The 20,499-nt window shown below is 52.2% G+C and carries 17 protein-coding genes, 2 tRNA genes and 3 rRNA genes; 11 read left to right on the top strand and 11 right to left on the bottom strand.

Translation table 11 applies throughout. The annotated features are described in order from the left end of the window. Positions 1 to 37 precede the first annotated feature (37 nt). The 10 genes from AC1UKS_RS02390 to AC1UKS_RS02345 all read left to right on the top strand — a co-directional run bounded on the left by AC1UKS_RS02390 (position 38) and on the right by AC1UKS_RS02345 (position 9,838). A complete protein-coding gene (locus AC1UKS_RS02390) occupies positions 38 to 274 on the top strand; it encodes a YhdT family protein (RefSeq protein ID WP_013204093.1) in 237 nt (78 codons plus the stop codon). Next, positions 271 to 1,722 (top strand): sodium/pantothenate symporter, encoded by a 1,452-nt coding sequence (panF, locus tag AC1UKS_RS02385; RefSeq protein ID WP_482435597.1) that lies wholly within the window; start codon positions 271 to 273, stop codon positions 1,720 to 1,722. Before AC1UKS_RS02390 ends, panF begins: the two co-directional genes overlap by 4 nt. Positions 1,723 to 1,737: 15 nt before the next feature. After that, the gene (gene prmA / locus AC1UKS_RS02380; protein ID WP_265909779.1) at positions 1,738 to 2,619 is read left to right on the top strand and encodes a 50S ribosomal protein L11 methyltransferase; all 882 of its coding nucleotides are present in this window, start codon (positions 1,738 to 1,740) and stop codon (positions 2,617 to 2,619) included. A 303-nt stretch (positions 2,620 to 2,922) separates the two neighbouring features. After that, positions 2,923 to 3,888, top strand: coding sequence for a tRNA dihydrouridine synthase DusB (gene dusB, locus AC1UKS_RS02375; RefSeq protein ID WP_013204096.1), 966 nt, complete (start codon positions 2,923 to 2,925; stop codon positions 3,886 to 3,888). Positions 3,889 to 3,912: 24 nt separating this feature from the next. Continuing rightward, entirely contained in the window at positions 3,913 to 4,209 is a 297-nt protein-coding gene (gene fis / locus AC1UKS_RS02370; RefSeq protein ID WP_000462905.1) for a DNA-binding transcriptional regulator Fis, read from the top strand. Between the two features lie 201 nt (positions 4,210 to 4,410). Next, the gene (gene lpxP, locus AC1UKS_RS02365) at positions 4,411 to 5,331 is read left to right on the top strand and encodes a kdo(2)-lipid IV(A) palmitoleoyltransferase (protein WP_482435595.1); all 921 of its coding nucleotides are present in this window, start codon (positions 4,411 to 4,413) and stop codon (positions 5,329 to 5,331) included. Between the two features lie 348 nt (positions 5,332 to 5,679). Further along, positions 5,680 to 6,705, top strand: a complete 1,026-nt coding sequence (locus tag AC1UKS_RS02360; protein WP_482435593.1) for an amino acid ABC transporter substrate-binding protein — start codon at positions 5,680 to 5,682, stop codon at positions 6,703 to 6,705. A gap of 68 nt (positions 6,706 to 6,773) precedes the next feature. After that, entirely contained in the window at positions 6,774 to 7,952 is a 1,179-nt protein-coding gene (locus AC1UKS_RS02355) for an amino acid ABC transporter permease (protein ID WP_482435591.1), read from the top strand. 15 nt (positions 7,953 to 7,967) lie between these two features. Further along, positions 7,968 to 9,068 carry an amino acid ABC transporter permease gene (locus tag AC1UKS_RS02350; protein ID WP_265909782.1) on the top strand — a complete coding sequence of 367 codons (1,101 nt, stop codon included), beginning with the start codon at positions 7,968 to 7,970 and terminating at the stop codon, positions 9,066 to 9,068. A gap of 8 nt (positions 9,069 to 9,076) precedes the next feature. Next, a complete protein-coding gene (locus AC1UKS_RS02345; protein ID WP_041692138.1) occupies positions 9,077 to 9,838 on the top strand; it encodes an amino acid ABC transporter ATP-binding protein in 762 nt (253 codons plus the stop codon). A gap of 323 nt (positions 9,839 to 10,161) precedes the next feature. On the opposite strand, the gene rrf is transcribed toward AC1UKS_RS02345, so the two are convergent. The 5 genes from rrf to AC1UKS_RS02320 all read right to left on the bottom strand — a co-directional run bounded on the left by rrf (position 10,162) and on the right by AC1UKS_RS02320 (position 15,552). After that, positions 10,162 to 10,277, bottom strand: a 5S ribosomal RNA gene (gene rrf / locus AC1UKS_RS02340). A 227-nt stretch (positions 10,278 to 10,504) separates the two neighbouring features. Continuing rightward, positions 10,505 to 13,412 (bottom strand): 23S ribosomal RNA (locus AC1UKS_RS02335). A gap of 200 nt (positions 13,413 to 13,612) precedes the next feature. Beyond that, a tRNA-Ala gene (locus tag AC1UKS_RS02330) sits at positions 13,613 to 13,688 on the bottom strand. 171 nt (positions 13,689 to 13,859) lie between these two features. Beyond that, positions 13,860 to 13,936, bottom strand: a tRNA-Ile gene (locus AC1UKS_RS02325). Between the two features lie 75 nt (positions 13,937 to 14,011). Then, positions 14,012 to 15,552, bottom strand: a 16S ribosomal RNA gene (locus AC1UKS_RS02320). Together the 16S, 23S and 5S rRNA genes with 2 tRNA genes alongside form the textbook arrangement of a ribosomal RNA operon. Positions 15,553 to 16,061: 509 nt before the next feature. On the opposite strand from AC1UKS_RS02320, the gene AC1UKS_RS02315 reads away from it, so the two are divergent. Then, the gene (locus tag AC1UKS_RS02315) at positions 16,062 to 16,616 is read left to right on the top strand and encodes a gamma carbonic anhydrase family protein (RefSeq protein WP_482435589.1); all 555 of its coding nucleotides are present in this window, start codon (positions 16,062 to 16,064) and stop codon (positions 16,614 to 16,616) included. Here AC1UKS_RS02315 and AC1UKS_RS02310 read toward each other — a convergent pair. From AC1UKS_RS02310 to dprA, 6 genes are read right to left on the bottom strand one after another with little or no spacing between them, the layout of a single operon-like run. Then, positions 16,592 to 16,843, bottom strand: coding sequence for a DUF1488 family protein (locus AC1UKS_RS02310; RefSeq protein WP_482435587.1), 252 nt, complete (start codon positions 16,841 to 16,843; stop codon positions 16,592 to 16,594). The genes AC1UKS_RS02315 and AC1UKS_RS02310 overlap by 25 nt on opposite strands. Beyond that, a complete protein-coding gene (gene aroE, locus AC1UKS_RS02305; RefSeq protein WP_265908941.1) occupies positions 16,840 to 17,658 on the bottom strand; it encodes a shikimate dehydrogenase in 819 nt (272 codons plus the stop codon). The genes AC1UKS_RS02310 and aroE overlap by 4 nt, the downstream gene beginning before the upstream one ends. An 11-nt stretch (positions 17,659 to 17,669) precedes the next feature. Beyond that, positions 17,670 to 18,242 carry an L-threonylcarbamoyladenylate synthase type 1 TsaC gene (gene tsaC / locus AC1UKS_RS02300; RefSeq protein WP_482435585.1) on the bottom strand — a complete coding sequence of 191 codons (573 nt, stop codon included), beginning with the start codon at positions 18,240 to 18,242 and terminating at the stop codon, positions 17,670 to 17,672. Beyond that, the gene (locus tag AC1UKS_RS02295) at positions 18,232 to 18,789 is read right to left on the bottom strand and encodes a DNA topoisomerase family protein (RefSeq protein ID WP_482435583.1); all 558 of its coding nucleotides are present in this window, start codon (positions 18,787 to 18,789) and stop codon (positions 18,232 to 18,234) included. Before AC1UKS_RS02295 ends, tsaC begins: the two co-directional genes overlap by 11 nt. A 25-nt stretch (positions 18,790 to 18,814) precedes the next feature. Continuing rightward, positions 18,815 to 19,288 carry a DUF494 family protein Smg gene (smg, locus tag AC1UKS_RS02290; RefSeq protein WP_265908938.1) on the bottom strand — a complete coding sequence of 158 codons (474 nt, stop codon included), beginning with the start codon at positions 19,286 to 19,288 and terminating at the stop codon, positions 18,815 to 18,817. Then, complete coding sequence (dprA, locus tag AC1UKS_RS02285) at positions 19,260 to 20,384, bottom strand: DNA-protecting protein DprA (protein ID WP_265908937.1); 1,125 nt, start codon at positions 20,382 to 20,384, stop codon at positions 19,260 to 19,262. The genes smg and dprA overlap by 29 nt, the downstream gene beginning before the upstream one ends. Positions 20,385 to 20,499: the final 115 nt, after the last annotated feature.

Genomic DNA, 20,499 nt, shown 5'->3' with positions numbered 1-20,499 from the left:
CGGCCTTTTTCTTTGCATTTTTAAGGTGAGGAGAGAGATGGACAAGCGCTTCGTTCAGGCTCATCGCGAGGCTCGCTGGTCATTCTGGCTGGCTGTCGCCTATCTTATTGCCTGGTCGCTGATGGCCTGGCTACCGGATGATAAACAAGGCATTACCGGGCTACCACACTGGTTTGAAATGGCCTGTCTGCTGGTTCCTGCGCTATTTATCCTGCTGTGCTGGCTGATGGTCAGGCTGGTATTTCGTGACATTCCTCTGGAAGATGAAAAGTGAAACTTCAAATCATCCTGCCGCTTATTGCCTATCTGCTGCTGGTCGCCGGCCTTTCTGTGTATGCCATGCGTAAGCGCCGTGAAGGCAGCTTTCTGACTGAATATTTCCTCGGTAGCCGATCGATGGGCGGCTTTGTGCTGGCCATGACTATGGCGACGACATACATCAGCGCCAGTTCGTTTATTGGCGGACCCGGTGCGGCCTATAAATATGGGCTGGGTTGGGTACTGCTGTCGATGGTACAGGTCCCCGCCGTCTGGCTTTCGCTGGGCGTATTAGGGAAAAAATTCGCTATCCTCGCCCGACGTTACAACGCGGTTACCCTCAACGATATGCTTTATGCCCGTTATCGCAGTCCGTTACTGGTGTGGTTCGCCAGCCTCAGCCTGCTGATCGCCTTTATTGGCGCCATGACCGTGCAATTTGTCGGTGGTGCGCGGTTGCTGGAAACCGCCGCAGGCATTCCCTACGATACCGGGTTGCTGATTTTTGGTGGCACCATCGCGCTGTACACCGCTTTTGGCGGCTTCAGGGCCAGCGTACTGAATGATGCCATGCAAGGTGTGGTGATGCTGGCAGGCACCTTCCTGCTGCTGTTTGCGGTGATCCATGCCGCTGGCGGGATGCACAGTGCCGTCGATAAGCTTCAGCATATTGATCCCCAGCTGGTGTCCGCCAGTGGCGTTGATCATATTCTCAGCCCGACCTTCCTGGCGTCATTTTCGGTGCTGGTCTGTTTCGGCGTGATCGGCCTGCCGCATACCGCGGTGCGCTGCATCTCCTATAAAGACAGCAAGGCGGTCCACCGGGGGATCATTATTGGTACCATCGTGGTCACGATTCTGATGTTTGGCATGCATCTGGCGGGCGCGCTTGGACGGGCGGTGATGCCTGATCTGGCAATCCCGGACCAGGTGATCCCAACGCTGATGATCCACGTTCTGCCGCCCGTCGCTGCCGGGATCTTCCTGGCGGCACCGATGGCGGCGATCATGTCGACCATCAACGCGCAACTGCTGCAATCATCGGCGACGATCGTCAAAGATCTCTATTTGCGCCTCTACCCACAGCAGATGGACAATGAGCCGCTGCTGAAGAAGATGTCAGGCGTTATCACGCTGTTGCTTGGCCTGCTGCTGCTGCTGGCCGCGTGGAATCCACCTGAAATGATCATCTGGCTCAATCTGCTGGCCTTTGGTGGGCTTGAAGCGGTCTTCCTCTGGCCGCTGGTCCTCGGGTTATACTGGGAAAAAGCCAATGCCACTGGCGCGCTCAGTAGCATGATTATCGGTGCGGGTTGTTATACGCTGCTGGCCAGTTTTTCGCTGCAGCCATGGGGATTCCACCCGATCGTGCCCTCACTTATCCTGAGCCTGATTGCCTTTGTCGTTGGAAACCGTTTTGGCCATGCCGCTGCCCCGTCAGCGCAGGCTTCCACCCCTGTTTGAATAAAGAGAATTGCCATGCCCTGGATACAGATGAAAATTAATACCACCGGCGCTCAGGCTGAAGAGCTGGGCGATGCGCTGATCGAGAACGGGGCTGTCTCGGTCACGTTTCAGGACACGCATGACAACCCGGTGTTCGAGCCCTTACCCGGCGAAACGCTGCTGTGGGGCGATACCGATGCGATCGGCTTATTTGATGCTGAAACCGATATGGATCTGGTGGTGATTGGCTTAGAAGCCTGTCCTCTGCTGGGCAGCGGCTTCGCCCACAAAATTGAACAGATCGAAGATAAAGACTGGGAACGTGAGTGGATGGTCAACTTCCATCCGATGCGTTTTGGTCAGCGTCTGTGGATCTGCCCAAGCTGGCGCGACGTGCCGGACCCGGGGGCGGTAAACGTGATGCTGGATCCTGGTCTGGCTTTCGGTACGGGTACGCATCCTACCACTTCAATGTGCCTGACCTGGCTTGATGGTCTGGATCTGCAAGGCAAAACGGTGATCGACTTTGGCTGCGGTTCCGGCATTCTGGCGATCGCCGCACTGAAGCTGGGTGCCGCCAGCGCGATAGGGATCGATATCGATCCTCAGGCGATCCAGGCTAGCCGTGACAACGCTGAACGTAATGGCGTCTCTGATCGCCTCTCACTGTATCTGCCGCATGAGCAGCCAGATAATCTGAGTGCCGATGTGGTGGTGGCTAACATCCTTGCAGGCCCATTACGCGAGCTGGCACCGCTGATTAGCGTCCTGCCGGTGAAGGGCGGCTCTCTGGGTCTGTCAGGCGTACTGGCAAGCCAGGCTGAAAGTGTTTGTGAAGCCTATCAGGAGTTGTTCACCCTTGACCCGGTCGCTGAAAAAGAAGAGTGGTGCCGGATTACGGGCATCAAAGCCTGAGATGTTAACAAAAGGTGAGATCGTCTGGTTTTGATGATTTCATCCGTCACATGTCTCGTTATCCGGGGCATGTGATGCCTTTTATCTGGCTGTTTAGCCTATAAAAAAAGAAAAATATTTGTTCGTAATTTAATCTCTTTTTATTAAGTTATTGAATTTAATCACTTAAATAATTTACCCCTGATGGATAACTCTACCAGCACCCCGTAAGCCGGTGGATTGTTCAAAGTTTGGCCTTTCATCTTCGACAGAAAATGCGTAATATACGCCGCCTTGCGGACACACTATGGTCACTTTTATTTCATGCGCATTGGAAACCACCAGCTTCGTAATCGTCTGATTGCCGCGCCAATGGCCGGGATAACCGACAGACCATTCCGGACCCTTTGTTATGCAATGGGCGCTGGTATGACCGTTTCCGAGATGATGTCCTCTAACCCTGAAGTCTGGGCGACGGACAAATCCCGGTTGCGCATGGTTCACAGTGATGAGCCCGGTATTCGTACCGTGCAAATTGCAGGTTGTGACCCTCATGAGATGGCTGAAGCAGCGCGTATCAACGCTTTATCTGGCGCGCAGGTGATTGACATCAACATGGGATGTCCAGCCAAAAAAGTGAATCGCAAACTGGCGGGCTCTGCCCTGCTGCAACACCCTGAGCTGGTGAAGTCTATCCTGCTGGCGGTGGTTGATGCAGTGGACGTTCCCGTTACGCTGAAGATTCGCACTGGCTGGGATCCAGACAACCGTAATTGTGTTGAAATTGCCCAATTGGCTGAACGCTGCGGTATTCAGGCCCTGACCATTCACGGACGCACTCGCGCGTGTTTGTTCAACGGCGAAGCTGAATATGACAGCATTCGGACAGTTAAGCAGAATGTCTCCATTCCCGTTATCGCGAATGGCGACATCACTGACCCGCATAAAGCCAGAGCCGTGCTCGACTATACGGGGGCTGATGCCCTGATGATAGGACGTGCGGCTCAGGGAAGACCTTGGATCTTCCGGGAAATCCAGCATTATCTGGACACTGGGGAGCTGCTGGCACCGATGCCACTAGCTGAAGTAAAGCGCTTGCTCATCGGGCACCTACGGGAACTGCACGACTTTTATGGTCACCGCAAGGGATACCGTATTGCCCGGAAGCACGTCTCCTGGTATCTCCAGGAGCATGCCCCAAACGACCAGTTTCGGCGCACATTCAACGCCATAGAGGATGCCAGCGAACAGCTGGAGGCGTTGGAAGCATACTTCGAAAATCTTGCCTAATAGAAATAAAGAGCTGACAGAACTATGTTCGAACAACGCGTAAATTCTGACGTACTGACCGTATCTACCGTAAACTCACAGGATCAGGTGACTCAAAAGCCACTGCGTGATTCGGTCAAACAGGCACTGAAGAACTATTTTGCTCAACTGAATGGTCAGGATGTGAATGACCTGTATGAGCTGGTTTTGGCTGAAGTAGAACAGCCATTGTTGGACATGGTGATGCAATACACCCGTGGCAACCAGACCCGTGCGGCCCTGATGATGGGCATCAACCGTGGTACGCTGCGTAAGAAACTGAAAAAATACGGCATGAACTAAGTTTCGGTTCATTGTGTTGGAGGCGCTACCATTCGTTAGCGCCTTTTTTATTGCCTTTTTTCAAGCCCAGAATTATCCGGATCGTGTAAAGTACACCTTTCTGGCTCAACTTCCTGTCCGTGATGTTGTCGAAGTTTTTGTATCGCTGATGATTTGCGTCTCTATGCGCTACATACCCTATGCACGCTTAAAGAGAGAATTATGAAGTCTTCCCCCCGTTTCACCCGCCGCTTACTGCACCCACGTTACTGGATAACCTGGATCGGACTGGGAATTCTGTTTTTGCTGGTTCAGCTCCCTTTTCCTCTGCTGGAAAAACTGGGCACCTGGATGGGCCGGACCTCGATGTGGTTCCTTAAGCGCCGGATCCGCATTACCCGCCGCAATCTGGAACTGTGTTTCCCTGAGATGCCTGCCGATAAGCTTGAACAGCATATCGTAAAGAATTTTGAATCACTGGGTATGGGATTACTGGAAACCGGGATGGCCTGGTTCTGGTCGGATCGCCGGGTGAAGCGTTGGTTTACCGTTGAGGGCCTGGATAACTTGAAGGCTGCGCAGGAAGGCGGACGAGGTGCGCTGATCATTGGCGTTCACTTTATGTCTCTTGAGCTGGGAGGCCGTACGATGGGCCTGTGTCAGCCAATGATGGCCATGTACCGCCCGCACAACAATAAACTGATGGAATGGGTTCAGACTAAAGGTCGCATGCGCTCTAACAAAGCGATGATCAACCGTCGCGACCTGCGTGGCATGGTGAATGCCTTGAAACAGGGCGAAGCCGTATGGTTTGCTCCCGATCAGGATTATGGCCCTAAAGGCAGCGTATTTGCGCCGCTGTTCGCCGTTCCTCAGGCCGCGACGACCAGCGGTACCTGGATGATTGCCCGCATGGCCAAACCAGCTATGCTCACCGTTGTCCTGATCCGTAATGATGATGGCAGCGGCTATAATCTGGTGATCCAGCCTGAGCTGAAAGATTACCCCGTCGCGGATGAGCAGCAGGCCGCGGCGTATATGAATCAGGTGATTGAACACGAAATCATGCGTGCGCCCTATCAGTATCTGTGGCTCCATCGCCGCTTCAAAACCCGTCCTGAGGGTGCCAGCTCCCTTTATTAAATCTCTTTCTTCCTTCTTTTCAGAGCCAGCTCACAGAATGTGAGCTGGCCTCGCCGAATTCATTACAATCCTGCAACATAAAATACGCTTTTGCTCACATTGCTTCCATATAGTGAAACGCGATGCACCATTTGTGACCAATCCACCTGTTTTTGCCCACCTGTAGTGCGCGATATTAAGCAAACTTTCTGGATGCTTCTAATTATTAGCAAACCTTTCCAACAAATTCAGGGCTCTGCAATTTTGGCATTACCTTTGCAGTGTCGTGGATGGCTTCGGCCACAGACAGGAAAAGTGCACCACAGCGTGCGTTAAACATAATAATGATTTCGCCACACAGGATGCTTTATGAAAAAAATGATGCTCTCCACTTTGGTTGCCGCTGCAGCGCTGTTTGCAGTTGCGAATCAGGCTCACGCTGGCACCACCCTGGATGCCATTAAGAAGAAAGGTTTCATTCAATGCGGTATCAGTGATGGTCTGCCAGGCTTCTCGTTTGCAGACGCCAGCGGCAAATTTAGCGGTATCGATGTGGACGTATGCCGTGCAGCTGCCGCCGCCGTATTTGGCGATGCAACCAAAGTGAAATACACCCCACTCACCGCAAAAGAACGTTTCACTGCTCTGCAGTCAGGTGAAGTAGACATCCTGTCTCGTAACACAACCTGGACCTCTGCGCGCGATGGCGGCATGGGCTTCATTTTCGCTGGCGTAAACTATTATGACGGCATCGGCTTCCTGACCCACCAGAAAGCCGGGCTGAAGAGCGCGAAAGAGCTTGATGGCGCAACCGTTTGTATTCAGGCCGGTACAGATACCGAACTGAACGTGGCTGACTACTTTAAAGCCAACAACATGCAGTACACTCCGGTGACCTTCGACCGTTCTGACGAATCAGCGAAAGCGCTGGATACCGGTCGTTGCGATACGCTGGCATCCGACCAGTCTCAGCTGTATGCACTGCGTATCAAGCTCGGCAAACCAAACGAATTTATCGTGCTGCCAGAAGTGATCTCTAAAGAACCGCTGGGACCGGTTGTTCGTCGTGGCGATGATGACTGGTTCACCATCGTGAAATGGTCTCTGTACGCCATGCTGAATGCCGAAGAGATGGGCATAACCTCTGCAAACGTTGATCAGCTGGCTGCTAAACCTTCTAATCCAGATATGGCTCACCTGCTGGGCTCAGAAGGTGATTTCGGTAAAGATCTGAAGCTTGATAACAAATGGGCTTACAACATCGTTAAGCAGGTTGGTAACTATCAGGAAGTCTTTGACCGTAACGTCGGTAAAGACAGCCAGTTGAAAATTGCCCGTGGCCAGAACGCCCTCTGGAACAAAGGCGGCATCCAGTACGCACCACCAGTACGTTAATTCCCACCGTTTACAGGGCACCGGCTTGCCGGTGCCTTAGTCAGAATTTTCGTCACTGAGGTTTCAACATGTCTCAACGCCCAACCGTAAAAAGGGATTTTTCATTCAGTAATCCTGCGGTGCGCGCCTGGTTGTACCAGATCATTGCGATTGTCGTTGTTCTGGGTGTGGCGGGGTATCTGGTTCACAATACCGTCATTAACCTCGCAAGCCGCGGCATTACCTCCGGTTTTGGTTTCCTGGAACGTAGCGCTGGCTTTGGTATCGTTCAACACCTGATCGATTACAGCGAAGGTGATACCTATGCCCGTGTGTTTCTCGTTGGCTTAACCAACACCTTGCTGGTCTCCGCTCTTTGTATTGTGTTTGCCTCGCTCCTCGGCTTCTTTATTGGCCTTTCACGCTTATCCGACAACTGGCTGCTGCGAAAAATCTCGACGATCTACATCGAGACCTTCCGTAATATCCCGCCATTGTTGCAGATCTTCTTTTGGTACTTTGCCGTCTTGCGCAACCTTCCGGGACCGCGTCAGGCAGCCAGTGCGTTTGATTTAGCCTTTGTCAGTAATCGGGGTCTCTATATTCCATGGCCACAGTACGCGGTGGGTACCTGGCCGTTTGTTATTGCGCTGTTACTGGCGGTAGCAGGCACTGTTGCTCTGTTCCGGTACAACCGCACCTATCAGTTGAAAACCGGGCAGCTCCGCCGTACCTGGCCTCCCAGCGTGGCGATGGTGATTATCTTCCCGGTTATTGCGCATCTGACATTTGGTGCCGCTATGCACTGGGACATTCCTCAACTTCGCGGCTTTAACTTCCGTGGTGGGTTTGCCCTGATCCCTGAGCTGGCAGCCTTAACGCTTGCCCTGTCGATCTATACCTCAACCTTTATCGCTGAAGTTATCCGCTCCGGCATCCAGTCCGTACCGCATGGTCAGCACGAAGCGGCACGTTCGCTGGGGATACCGAATCCGGTAACGCTGCGCCAGGTCATCATTCCTCAGGCCATGCGCGTGATAATCCCGCCATTGACCAGCCAGTATCTGAATATCGTGAAAAACTCCTCGCTCGCTGCAGCGATTGGCTATCCCGATATGGTTTCGTTGTTTGCAGGAACGGTGTTGAATCAGACTGGCCAGGCTATCGAGACGATAGCCATCACCATGGGTGTCTACCTGGTCATTAGCCTGCTGATTTCGCTGTTAATGAACATCTATAACCGCAAAATCCGCCTGATTGAGCGTTAAGAGAACGGGATCAATATGACTTTAGCTACTCACGAAACTCCGCCCGTCCCGACGAATGCTTTTTCCCGCACCGTCAGCTGGGCAAGAAAAAATCTGTTCTCCAGCTGGGGGAACTCTCTGCTGACCCTGTTTTGCATTTGGGTTATCTGGACGGTGATCCCGCCGGCGCTTAACTGGCTGGTCTTCCAGGCCAACTGGATTGGTACCACCCGCGCAGATTGTACAAAGGATGGCGCTTGCTGGGTGTTTATCCATGCCCGCTTTGGCCAGTTTATGTATGGGTTATATCCGCATGAACTGCGCTGGCGTATCAACCTGGCGCTGGTGATTGGCCTGCTTTCAATTCTGCCGATGTTCCTCAAAAGCATGCCGCGCCGTGGCCTGTACATCGCCGTTTGGGCGGTGGTTTATCCGATTGCTGTCTGGGTGCTGCTGTATGGCGGTTTCTTGGGACTTGAGCGGGTAGAGACGCGTCAGTGGGGCGGATTAACGCTGACGCTGATTATTGCCTCCATCGGCATCGCCGGTGCCCTGCCGTTGGGGATTTTACTGGCTCTGGCAAGACGTTCCTCGATGCCGGTGGTGCGTGCCCTTTCAGTCATTTTTATCGAATTCTGGCGCGGCGTGCCGCTGATCACCGTGCTGTTTATGTCTTCGGTGATGCTGCCGCTGTTTATGTCAGAGGGCAACAGCATTGATAAGCTGATCCGCGCGCTGGTTGGCGTGATCCTGTTCCAGTCAGCGTATGTTGCAGAAGTGGTTCGTGGTGGATTACAGGCGCTACCAAAAGGCCAGACTGAAGCCGCAGAGTCACTGGCGCTGGGCTACTGGAAGACACAGGGCCTGGTGATCCTGCCGCAGGCGTTAAAACTGGTGATCCCGGGTCTGGTGAACACCATCATTGCCCTGTTCAAAGATACCAGCCTGGTGATTATCATCGGTCTGTTTGACCTGTTCAGTAGCGTACAGCAAGCGACTGTCGACCCCGCGTGGTTGGGGATGTCGACTGAAGGCTATGTCTTTGCTGCACTGGTCTACTGGATTTTCTGTTTTAGCATGTCGCGCTATAGCCAGTATCTGGAGAAGCGTTTTCACACCGGGCGTACACCGCATTGAGGCTTAAAATGACCCAACCTATGAAACAATCCGACGACGCGATGATGATTACGCTCGAAAACGTGAACAAATGGTACGGCCAGTTTCACGTATTGAAAGATATCAACCTCCACGTTAAGCCACGCGAGCGCATTGTGCTTTGTGGTCCTTCTGGTTCCGGTAAATCGACGACCATTCGTTGTATTAATCATCTGGAAGAGCATCAGCAGGGCCGCATTGTGGTTGATGGTATTCATCTCAATGACGATCTTCGTAATATTGAACGTGTGCGGACAGAAGTCGGGATGGTGTTCCAACACTTTAATCTGTTCCCGCATCTGACCGTGTTGCAGAACTGCACGCTGGCGCCAATTTGGGTGCGTAAAACGCCGAAGAAAGAAGCTGAAGCACTGGCCATGCACTATCTGGAACGTGTTCGCATTTCCGAGCACGCTCATAAGTTTCCTGGACAGCTATCTGGTGGACAGCAGCAGCGTGTAGCGATTGCACGTTCGCTGTGTATGAAACCCAAAATCATGCTGTTTGATGAACCGACATCGGCACTGGATCCAGAGATGGTGAAAGAGGTCCTGGATACCATGATTGGACTGGCTGAAGATGGTATGACAATGTTGTGTGTCACGCACGAGATGGGCTTTGCCCGAACTGTGGCTGACAGAGTGATCTTTATGGATCGTGGTGAGATCGTTGAGCAAGCGCCACCGCAGGAATTCTTCTCCAATCCGAAGTCAGAACGTACCCGCGCGTTTCTTTCTCAGGTTATTCATTGAGTTAAGCACTGTTAAGTTGCCTACCGTAATATACGCCCTGCCGACAGGCAGGGCTTTTTTATGGCCGCAGGGAGGGTCCGGCGTATCTGGTAGGTGATTAGCATTAAGGGTGCGGGAAGATTCCGGATCAGTGATAACTGGATTAAATATGGCGTCGTGCGCCAGCACGACGTCTTTTTTGTCTGGTTTTGGGGTGGTTTGGGATGGTTTGGGGTGGTTTGGGATTTTAGTGGCGGGTTTCGGCCGTTATCAGGCGGGTTTTGCCTTATTACGCATACAAAAAAGCCCCATGCTTTCGCATGAGGCTTGTTTGCTTGTTTGATGCCTGGCAGTTCCCTACTCTCGCATGGGGAGACCCCACACTACCATCGGCGCTACGGCGTTTCACTTCTGAGTTCGGCATGGGGTCAGGTGGGACCACCGCGCTAAAGCCGCCAGGCAAATTCTGTGCTCTGTCCTGTGTATTTCGCTCCGTGGCCGCGTTGGCCGCGCTTGTAAACTCAGTCACATACCTCAGTATGCTCCTTCCTTCACGGCGCTTGCCGCCTTGCCACAAAGCAAAATCCCACGGACCGGGGTCCGCAGAACAGATAATTCTTTATCCGGTTCAAGCTGAAAATATCTGTTTGTGTCTCTCAGACACCACCAGAACGCTTCTGGTGTTGTAAGGTTAAGCCTCACGGGTCATTAGTACCGGTTAGCTCAACGCATCGCTGCGCTTACACACCCGGCCTATCAACGTCGTAGTCTTCAACGTCCCTTCAGGGGCCTTAAAGGCCCAGGGAAGATTCATCTCGAGGCAAGTTTCGCGCTTAGATGCTTTCAGCGCTTATCTTTTCCGCACTTAGCTACCGGGCAATGCCATTGGCATGACAACCCGAACACCAGTGGTGCGTTCACTCCGGTCCTCTCGTACTAGGAGCAACCCCTCTCAATCTTCCAGCGCCCACGGCAGATAGGGACCGAACTGTCTCACGACGTTCTAAACCCAGCTCGCGTACCACTTTAAACGGCGAACAGCCGTACCCTTGGGACCTACTTCAGCCCCAGGATGTGATGAGCCGACATCGAGGTGCCAAACACCGCCGTCGATATGAACTCTTGGGCGGTATCAGCCTGTTATCCCCGGAGTACCTTTTATCCGTTGAGCGATGGCCCTTCCATTCAGAACCACCGGATCACTATGACCTGCTTTCGCACCTGCTCGAGCCGTCACTCTCGCAGTCAAGCTAGCTTATGCCATTGCACTAACCTCACGATGTCCGACCGTGATTAGCTAACCTTCGTGCTCCTCCGTTACTCTTTAGGAGGAGACCGCCCCAGTCAAACTACCCACCAGACACTGTCCCCACGCCGGATCACGGCGCCAGGTTAGAACATCAAACGTTAAAGGGTGGTATTTCAAGGTTGGCTCCACGCAGACTGGCGTCCACGCTTCAAAGCCTCCCACCTATCCTACACATCAAGGTTCAATATTCAGTGTCAAGCTATAGTAAAGGTTCACGGGGTCTTTCCGTCTTGCCGCGGGTACACTGCATCTTCACAGCGAGTTCAATTTCACTGAGTCTCGGGTGGAGACAGCCTGGCCATCATTACGCCATTCGTGCAGGTCGGAACTTACCCGACAAGGAATTTCGCTACCTTAGGACCGTTATAGTTACGGCCGCCGTTTACCGGGGCTTCGATCAAGAGCTTCTCCTTGCGGATAACCCCATCAATTAACCTTCCGGCACCGGGCAGGCGTCACACCGTATACGTCCACTTTCGTGTTTGCACAGTGCTGTGTTTTTAATAAACAGTTGCAGCCAGCTGGTATCTTCGACTGGCTTCAGCTCCGGGAGCAAGTCCCTTCACCTACGCGCCAGCGTGCCTTCTCCCGAAGTTACGGCACCATTTTGCCTAGTTCCTTCACCCGAGTTCTCTCAAGCGCCTTGGTATTCTCTACCTGACCACCTGTGTCGGTTTGGGGTACGATTCCGTGTTACCTGATGCTTAGAGGCTTTTCCTGGAAGCAGGGCATTTGTTACTTCAGCACCGTAGTGCCTCGTCATCACACCTCAGCGTTAATAAGAGTCCGGATTTACCTAAACTCTCCGCCTACATGCTTAAACCGGGACAACCGTCGCCCGGCTAACATAGCCTTCTCCGTCCCCCCTTCGCAGTAACACCGAGTACAGGAATATTAACCTGTTTCCCATCGACTACGCCTTTCGGCCTCGCCTTAGGGGTCGACTCACCCTGCCCCGATTAACGTTGGACAGGAACCCTTGGTCTTCCGGCGAGCGGGCTTTTCACCCGCTTTATCGTTACTTATGTCAGCATTCGCACTTCTGATACCTCCAGCAGCCCTCACAGGCCACCTTCGACGGCTTACAGAACGCTCCCCTACCCAACAACGCCTAAGCGTCGCTGCCGCAGCTTCGGTGCATGGTTTAGCCCCGTTACATCTTCCGCGCAGGCCGACTCGACCAGTGAGCTATTACGCTTTCTTTAAATGATGGCTGCTTCTAAGCCAACATCCTGGCTGTCTGTGCCTTCCCACATCGTTTCCCACTTAACCATGACTTTGGGACCTTAGCTGGCGGTCTGGGTTGTTTCCCTCTTCACGACGGACGTTAGCACCCGCCGTGTGTCTCCCGTGATAACATTCTTCGGTATTCGCAGTTTGCATCGGGTTGGTAAGCCGGGATGGCCCCCTAGCCGAAACAGTGCTCTACCCCCGAAGATGAGTTCACGAGGCGCTACCTAAATAGCTTTCGGGGAGAACCAGCTATCTCCCGGTTTGATTGGCCTTTCACCCCCAGCCACAAGTCATCCGCTAATTTTTCAACATTAGTCGGTTCGGTCCTCCAGTTAGTGTTACCCAACCTTCAACCTGCCCATGGCTAGATCACCGGGTTTCGGGTCTATACCCTGCAACTTAACGCCCAGTTAAGACTCGGTTTCCCTTCGGCTCCCCTATACGGTTAACCTTGCTACAGAATATAAGTCGCTGACCCATTATACAAAAGGTACGCAGTCACACCACGAAGGTGCTCCCACTGCTTGTACGTACACGGTTTCAGGTTCTGTTTCACTCCCCTCGCCGGGGTTCTTTTCGCCTTTCCCTCACGGTACTGGTTCACTATCGGTCAGTCAGGAGTATTTAGCCTTGGAGGATGGTCCCCCCATATTCAGACAGGATGTCACGTGTCCCGCCCTACTCATCGAACTCACAGCAAGTGCATTTTTGTGTACGGGAGTATCACCCTGTACCCTGCGACTTTCCAGACGCTTCCACTAATGCACAAGCTGATTCAGGTTCTGGGCTGTTCCCCGTTCGCTCGCCGCTACTGGGGGAATCTCGGTTGATTTCTTTTCCTCTGGGTACTTAGATGTTTCAGTTCCCCAGGTTCGCCTTGCAACACTATGTATTCATGTTGCAATGATGCACCAAAGTGCACCGGGTTTCCCCATTCGGGTATCGTCGGTTATTGCGGTTCATATCACCTTACCGACGCTTATCGCAGATTAGCACGCCCTTCATCGCCTCTGACTGCCTAGGCATCCACCGTGTACGCTTAGTCACTTAACCTCACAACCCACAAGCGTCCCGAAAGACACTGCTGTTGTAAGCATTTGAGAGACTCGAACATATCGTTGATTTCATTCTTATTACGGAGAATGAAAACGACATGTCGTTTCAATTTTCAGCTTGTTCCGGATTGTTAAAGAGCATAATACTTCGCAGCACACCGTTGCCGGTACGCTCTGAAGTATTGTCAGAAAACTGCATGGTGGAGCTAAGCGGGATCGAACCGCTGACCTCCTGCGTGCAAGGCAGGCGCTCTCCCAGCTGAGCTATAGCCCCATACAGTTACTGCAGAGACCATCTACTACCACTTACGTTCTTTTCTTTCGAAGAGGACGTTGAGGACACTACTCTTTGGGAGAAATGTAATTTTTACTCAGGCAAGGCATGCGGAAGGGAAGTTTACTTAAGGTAAACGACCGCGCGCATAACGCAGCATGAGTGAAAATTTGGTAGGCCTGAGTGGACTTGAACCACCGACCTCACCCTTATCAGGGGTGCGCTCTAACCACCTGAGCTACAAGCCTGTAGAGGTTTTTTCTGCTCGTTACTTTTCTATCAGACAATCTGTTGTGGACACTACGCGGGAAGGTATCTTCAGGTAAGGAGGTGATCCAACCGCAGGTTCCCCTACGGTTACCTTGTTACGACTTCACCCCAGTCATGAATCACAAAGTGGTAAGCGCCCTCCCGAAGGTTAAGCTACCTACTTCTTTTGCAACCCACTCCCATGGTGTGACGGGCGGTGTGTACAAGGCCCGGGAACGTATTCACCGTAGCATTCTGATCTACGATTACTAGCGATTCCGACTTCACGGAGTCGAGTTGCAGACTCCGATCCGGACTACGACGCACTTTGTGAGGTCCGCTTGCTCTCGCGAGTTCGCTTCTCTTTGTATGCGCCATTGTAGCACGTGTGTAGCCCTGGCCGTAAGGGCCATGATGACTTGACGTCATCCCCACCTTCCTCCGGTTTGTCACCGGCAGTCTCCTTTGAGTTCCCGACATTACTCGCTGGCAACAAAGGATAAGGGTTGCGCTCGTTGCGGGACTTAACCCAACATTTCACAACACGAGCTGACGACAGCCATGCAGCACCTGTCTCACGGTTCCCGAAGGCACTAAGGCATCTCTGCCGAATTCCGTGGATGTCAAGGCCAGGTAAGGTTCTTCGCGTTGCATCGAATTAAACCACATGCTCCACCGCTTGTGCGGGCCCCCGTCAATTCATTTGAGTTTTAACCTTGCGGCCGTACTCCCCAGGCGGTCGACTTAACGCGTTAGCTCCGGAAGCCACGCCTCAAGGGCACAACCTCCAAGTCGACATCGTTTACGGCGTGGACTACCAGGGTATCTAATCCTGTTTGCTCCCCACGCTTTCGCACCTGAGCGTCAGTCTTTGTCCAGGGGGCCGCCTTCGCCACCGGTATTCCTCCAGATCTCTACGCATTTCACCGCTACACCTGGAATTCTACCCCCCTCTACAAGACTCTAGCCTGCCAGTTTCAAATGCAGTTCCCAGGTTAAGCCCGGGGATTTCACATCTGACTTGACAGACCGCCTGCGTGCGCTTTACGCCCAGTAATTCCGATTAACGCTTGCACCCTCCGTATTACCGCGGCTGCTGGCACGGAGTTAGCCGGTGCTTCTTCTGCGGGTAACGTCAATCGACAGGGTTATTAACCCTGTCGCCTTCCTCCCCGCTGAAAGTACTTTACAACCCGAAGGCCTTCTTCATACACGCGGCATGGCTGCATCAGGCTTGCGCCCATTGTGCAATATTCCCCACTGCTGCCTCCCGTAGGAGTCTGGACCGTGTCTCAGTTCCAGTGTGGCTGGTCATCCTCTCAGACCAGCTAGGGATCGTCGCCTAGGTGAGCCATTACCCCACCTACTAGCTAATCCCATCTGGGCACATCCGATGGTGTGAGGCCCGAAGGTCCCCCACTTTGGTCCGAAGACGTTATGCGGTATTAGCTACCGTTTCCAGTAGTTATCCCCCTCCATCAGGCAGTTTCCCAGACATTACTCACCCGTCCGCCACTCGTCACCCGAGAGCAAGCTCTCTGTGCTACCGTTCGACTTGCATGTGTTAGGCCTGCCGCCAGCGTTCAATCTGAGCCATGATCAAACTCTTCAATTAAAAGTTCGATTTGCTGAAACAAGTTCAGCGATGCTCAAGTGTAAAACGTCATAATGAATTTCATTATGTGTTCACTCTTAAGGCTTGATATTTTTTGCGCCTTGCGACGCTGATATCAATCCTGCGAGTGCCCACACAGATTGTCTGATAAATTGTTAAAGAGCGTTGCGGTAAGGGCCTTGGCGCCTTACTGCGAGGTGGCGTATATTACGCTTTCCTCCTTCAGAGTCAACTTCTTTTTGGGAAGTTTTTCTCTGGCGATTCAGCTTCCTGAACCTCTGACCCGGTGACCGTGAAGTCGTTGTTCCGTGTCAGTGGATGCGCATTATAGGGATCCCATTTCAGAGCACAAGGCTTTTTTCGATCTTTCTATTTGGTTGCTGGATTTTCACGCTTTCCGCTGAGATCTCAGACGATCCGCACAAAATTACCGCAAAATCATCGGCAGTTATTGATCGGTAAACCCCTGCCGCACTACCCTTCAGGGATCCTATTGCAGAGAGGTAGTTATGTCAGGGAACCTAAGATCGTTTAAAAGCACCCGCCCGCAGCTCGGCCAGCGCGTAATGGTCGATGCTTCAAGCGTGGTGGTAGGCGAAGTGGACTTGCAGGACGATGTCAGTATCTGGCCACTGGTAGCCATCCGCGGGGATGTGAACCGTGTCGTGATCGGCAAACGCAGCAATATTCAGGACGGCAGTATTTTGCACGTTACCCATAAGTCTTCTTATAACCCTGAAGGCAATCCGCTGATCGTCGGGGAAGATGTCACTGTTGGCCATAAAGCCATGTTGCATGGCTGCACCATTGGCAATCGGGTATTGGTAGGAATGGGATCTATTCTGCTGGATGGGGTAATAGTAGAAGACGATGTGATGATTGGGGCCGGAAGCCTGGTCCCTCCGGGTAAACGTCTGGTGAGTGGCTACCTTTATTTAGGAAGTCCGGTAAAGCAAGCTCGCAAACTGACAGAAGCTGAGGTGGCGGGCCTTCTCTATTCATCGAATAATTATGTCGGCTGGAAAGATGACTACCTTGCTCAGGAAAGCCAGACCCAACCCTGATCGTTTGCTTGGGCGTCTTTAATAGAGGCTTCCGCTTCATCTTCCAGATCCCAACGATGGGCAAGGAAACATGGCACTATTGCCAGCTCATTACCGTAGCGGCGAACCATCGTTTCGCCGCTGATCGCACAGGTAAGCAGGAAGCCATTCACCAGGGCTGGAAAACAAACCGCCTTTTCTGTCTCATCCCACCATTCCCTGTCGGGAAACTGGATAGCCTGATTCACGCGCTGAGTTCTGCCTTTAATACCGCAATGACCGGAGCAATATCGGGTAGCTTGCCGTGCCATAAAAAGAATGAGTGAGCCGCTTGCCCCACCAGCATTCCCAGACCATCTGCCATAGCCACAGCTCCATGCTGCTGGCACCAGTTCAGAAAAGGTGTCGCCGTAGCCAGGTAGAACATGTCGTAACAACGGGTTTTTTCAGTGATCAGTGATGATGGCAATGCCGGAATATCCCCACCAATCCCGCTGGATGTGGCATTGATGATCAAATCAAAGTGTTCGCCATCAAGTTGATCCATCGCTTTCGCCTGAATACCACCAGCGTGTTGGAATACTTCGGCGAGGATCTGCGCTTTAGATACCGTGCGGTTGGTGATGGTCAGTGAACAGCCAAACGACAATAAAGGAAGGATCACGCCACGAGCGGCACCTCCAGCCCCGACCAGGAGAATACGATCGCCCGGTTTGATCAGATTCAGTCGTTCCAGATCCGTCAGCAAACCAATGCCGTCGGTGTTGTCACCTAACAGACGGCCATCCTCCAGTTTTTTCACCGTGTTGACGGCACCGGCCAGAGAAGCACGTTCGGTCAACTCATCGGCTCGCTCGTATGCCTGCTCCTTGAATGGCAAGGTAACGTTGGCTCCTTTGCCACCCTGCGCCATAAACTCTGATAAGGAAGCAATGAACTCATCAACAGGCGCACAGATGCGACCATAAGCATGAGGGATGCCGGTCTGCTCAGCAAAAAGCTGGTGAATACGCGGTGATTTGCTGTGATTGATCGGATTTCCGAAAACGGCAAAGGTGTGCATCTTATTTCCTGTTAGCCCTGACGAATGAGTTCGCCGGTTAAAACATCCCGAATCTCTGAGGGGTTCAGTCGACCGCCGGTATTTCCCAGAAAGACCGGGAAGTCAGCTCCAAACTGCTGATGAACTTCAGCGGCAGTACGGCAAGGTTCAAGCCCGGTTAAATTCGCACTGGTAGACACCAGCGGTTTACCAAAGCCCAAACAAAGACGCTGCACATCAGGATGGTCAGTGACTCTGACTGCCAGAGAATCAAAACGGCCAGTCAGCCAGCGAGGAGTTAAGGTGCGTGAAGGCATCACCCAGGTAACCGGACCCGGCCACGAGGCGAGCATCTTCTCTTTCTGCGCATCAGTAAGGCTGAAATCATCGATGTAGGGCTGAAGCTGAGCATAATTTGCAGCGATAAGGATCAGCCCTTTCTCCACAGGCCGCTGCTTTAATGCCAACAAAGCCATTACCGCTGACTCACTGTCAGGATTGCACCCCAGGCCAAAAACAGCCTCAGTAGGATAGGCAATGACGGCATTTTGCCGAAGTTGGTGAATACAGGCTTCTACAGAACCTGGGACGGACTCATTCTTCACTGCTGATTCCTGATGTTACCGGCTTACCACAGGCTTTGCTGGCGCAATAACGCCGAAGACCGCGAGCCGTTTTTTTCTCTATTAAAAGAGGGAAATGACAAAACTCACATTCACCCTCGACTGGCGTGAAGTTGACCGCAAACTGGCAATCTGGATAGCGTTCGCATGCGTGGAAGATTTTGCCATACCGTGACCGCCGCTGAACCAGCTTCCCTTGATTGCACTGAGGGCAGGCAAGGGTCGTGGTATCGGGCTTATCGATAACTTCAGTATGTTCACATTCCGGGTAGCGGCTACAACCGACAAACATGCCGAAACGTCCCTGGCGTAAAACCAGTTCCGACTGACATTCAGGACAGAACTGTCCTTCCAGAACTTTGACTATGTTGCTATCTGCCAGACTTCTCAGGGGGCGAATGTAATCACACTCGGGATACTGTGAACAGCCGAGAAAAGCGCCGTGTTTGCCGGAGCGAATAACCAGTTCTGCCCCACATTGGGGGCAGGGTTCATTTTTTCGCACAGCGAAAAGCGCTGTTTTATTCATAACATTTCTTACACGAAGACGATCTTCAGTGCACTATTCCTTCGTTGACGTCGAAAAGAAGTTCTTCCATCTGTTGATAAGCGTTTTCACATCCTGGGATATTAAACAGCACCATCAGCACCACCCATTTGAGATCTTCAAGATCAAACTCGATAGTATCGAGGGCCATAATACGTTCGATGACCATTTCCCGGGTTTCAAGATTCAGTACCTGAATTTGCTCCAGGAACAAAATAAAGCCCCGACAGTTAGCATCTAAACGCTGACTCTCTTCCTCGGTGTAGATACGCATAGACAGCGGATCGGTAGCCAGCAGGATCGGAGCGACAAGTCCCTCCTGATAATCTGCGAGCTTTTCCAACCAGTTCAACGCATTATAAATATCTTCACGATGAAAACCGGCATCGGTTAAATCATCAGTCAATTTATCCTGATCAACGCGCATTTCTGCCTCGTTGTGGATATACGTTTCAAATAAGTACATTAGTACGTCGAACATGGCTTGCCCTCCTCAATCGGACATAGCCGCCGGGTACAGCTGCGATCCATCCTGCTAACTCCAACTCAAGCAGCTTAGCTACGATGGTTGGCACAGGTTGGCCGGCACGTTCAGCGACGACGTCAACAGGTGTAACCTCATCTCCTACGTTAGCCAACACATCAGCAAATGGCAATGGACTATTGCCCTGCTGATGTGAATATATTGTTGAATTTGACGTATCGGACAACCATTTGAGGTCACTTTGCAGCTGTTCAAGGATGGAATGGGGATGTGCCGTTAATAACGCGCCCTGCTGAATCAACCAATGAGTGCCTTCACTACCCGGATTGCCAATAGCGCCAGGCAAAGCATACACATCGCGATTTTGCTCTAAAGCCAGCTTCGCGGTCACCAATGAGCCGCTTTTTAAAGTCGCTTCCACCACTAATACGCCCAGGCTCAAACCGCTGATGATACGATTACGCCGGGGAAAATTGTGCGCAACCGGCGAAGTGGATAATGGGAATTCAGAGATCACCGCACCACCACTTGCGATAATCTCCTGTGCCAGAGAGATATGCTGTCGGGGATAAAGGTGGTTCAGGCCGCTGCCCAATACCGCGAGGGTTTTCCCCCCGACCTCAAGTGCCGCACGATGAGCAATCCCATCTATTCCCAATGCCAGTCCAGAGGAGATGGTAATACCACTTAACGCCAATGTTTGAGCGAAATAGCTACCCCAATTTCTGCCATAAGGCGAACATCTACGGCTCCCCACGATAGCAATTTGCGGCGTCAGTAAAAGGTCAGGGTCACCCGCAATGAAAAGCAGCGGCGGATAGCTGGCAATATTTTTCAATCGTTCCGGATAGTTAGAATTGTCGCATGTCAAAAGATGGTGCTGAGGTTGCTCCAGCCAAAGAAGGGTTTCCTCCACAATCGTTGGAGCGTAGTTGAGAAAGGCCTGCCGTTGTTCCTCATTTAAGCCGGCGCGGATGAGATCTCTCTCTGCCACACTGGCCGTTTGAATCAAGCAATCCACAACCCTCATTCGTTGCTGGTTGCGTATACCTGCAACGCCGGAAAGACGTAACCAAATCTCCGTTGGTGTCATGATGCATCCCTGTAAATACTGAAAAGTCCCTAAGGCTAACGTAGCGGGAATGCTGTCAATCACCGACCGAAATGTCTACAATAAGAAAGATAAATATCTAATCCCTTGAACACAG

Source organism: Erwinia sp. AK-PDG3-5, assembly GCF_056821705.1.
This window is presented reverse-complemented; position numbering and strand designations above follow the sequence as displayed.

What these genes read in the sequence shown, in the direction of transcription:
- AC1UKS_RS02390 (WP_013204093.1), top strand. Translation starts at nt 38, where the DNA reads ATGGACAAGCGCTTCGTTCAGGCTCATCGCGAGGCTCGCTGGTCATTC.
- prmA (WP_265909779.1), top strand. Translation starts at nt 1,738, where the DNA reads ATGCCCTGGATACAGATGAAAATTAATACCACCGGCGCTCAGGCTGAA.
- dusB (WP_013204096.1), top strand. Translation starts at nt 2,923, where the DNA reads ATGCGCATTGGAAACCACCAGCTTCGTAATCGTCTGATTGCCGCGCCA.
- fis (WP_000462905.1), top strand. Translation starts at nt 3,913, where the DNA reads ATGTTCGAACAACGCGTAAATTCTGACGTACTGACCGTATCTACCGTA.
- lpxP (WP_482435595.1), top strand. Translation starts at nt 4,411, where the DNA reads ATGAAGTCTTCCCCCCGTTTCACCCGCCGCTTACTGCACCCACGTTAC.
- AC1UKS_RS02360 (WP_482435593.1), top strand. Translation starts at nt 5,680, where the DNA reads ATGAAAAAAATGATGCTCTCCACTTTGGTTGCCGCTGCAGCGCTGTTT.
- AC1UKS_RS02355 (WP_482435591.1), top strand. Translation starts at nt 6,774, where the DNA reads ATGTCTCAACGCCCAACCGTAAAAAGGGATTTTTCATTCAGTAATCCT.
- AC1UKS_RS02350 (WP_265909782.1), top strand. Translation starts at nt 7,968, where the DNA reads ATGACTTTAGCTACTCACGAAACTCCGCCCGTCCCGACGAATGCTTTT.
- AC1UKS_RS02345 (WP_041692138.1), top strand. Translation starts at nt 9,077, where the DNA reads ATGACCCAACCTATGAAACAATCCGACGACGCGATGATGATTACGCTC.
- AC1UKS_RS02315 (WP_482435589.1), top strand. Translation starts at nt 16,062, where the DNA reads ATGTCAGGGAACCTAAGATCGTTTAAAAGCACCCGCCCGCAGCTCGGC.
- aroE (WP_265908941.1), bottom strand. Translation starts at nt 17,658, where the DNA reads ATGCACACCTTTGCCGTTTTCGGAAATCCGATCAATCACAGCAAATCA.
- AC1UKS_RS02295 (WP_482435583.1), bottom strand. Translation starts at nt 18,789, where the DNA reads ATGAATAAAACAGCGCTTTTCGCTGTGCGAAAAAATGAACCCTGCCCC.
- smg (WP_265908938.1), bottom strand. Translation starts at nt 19,288, where the DNA reads ATGTTCGACGTACTAATGTACTTATTTGAAACGTATATCCACAACGAG.
- dprA (WP_265908937.1), bottom strand. Translation starts at nt 20,384, where the DNA reads ATGACACCAACGGAGATTTGGTTACGTCTTTCCGGCGTTGCAGGTATA.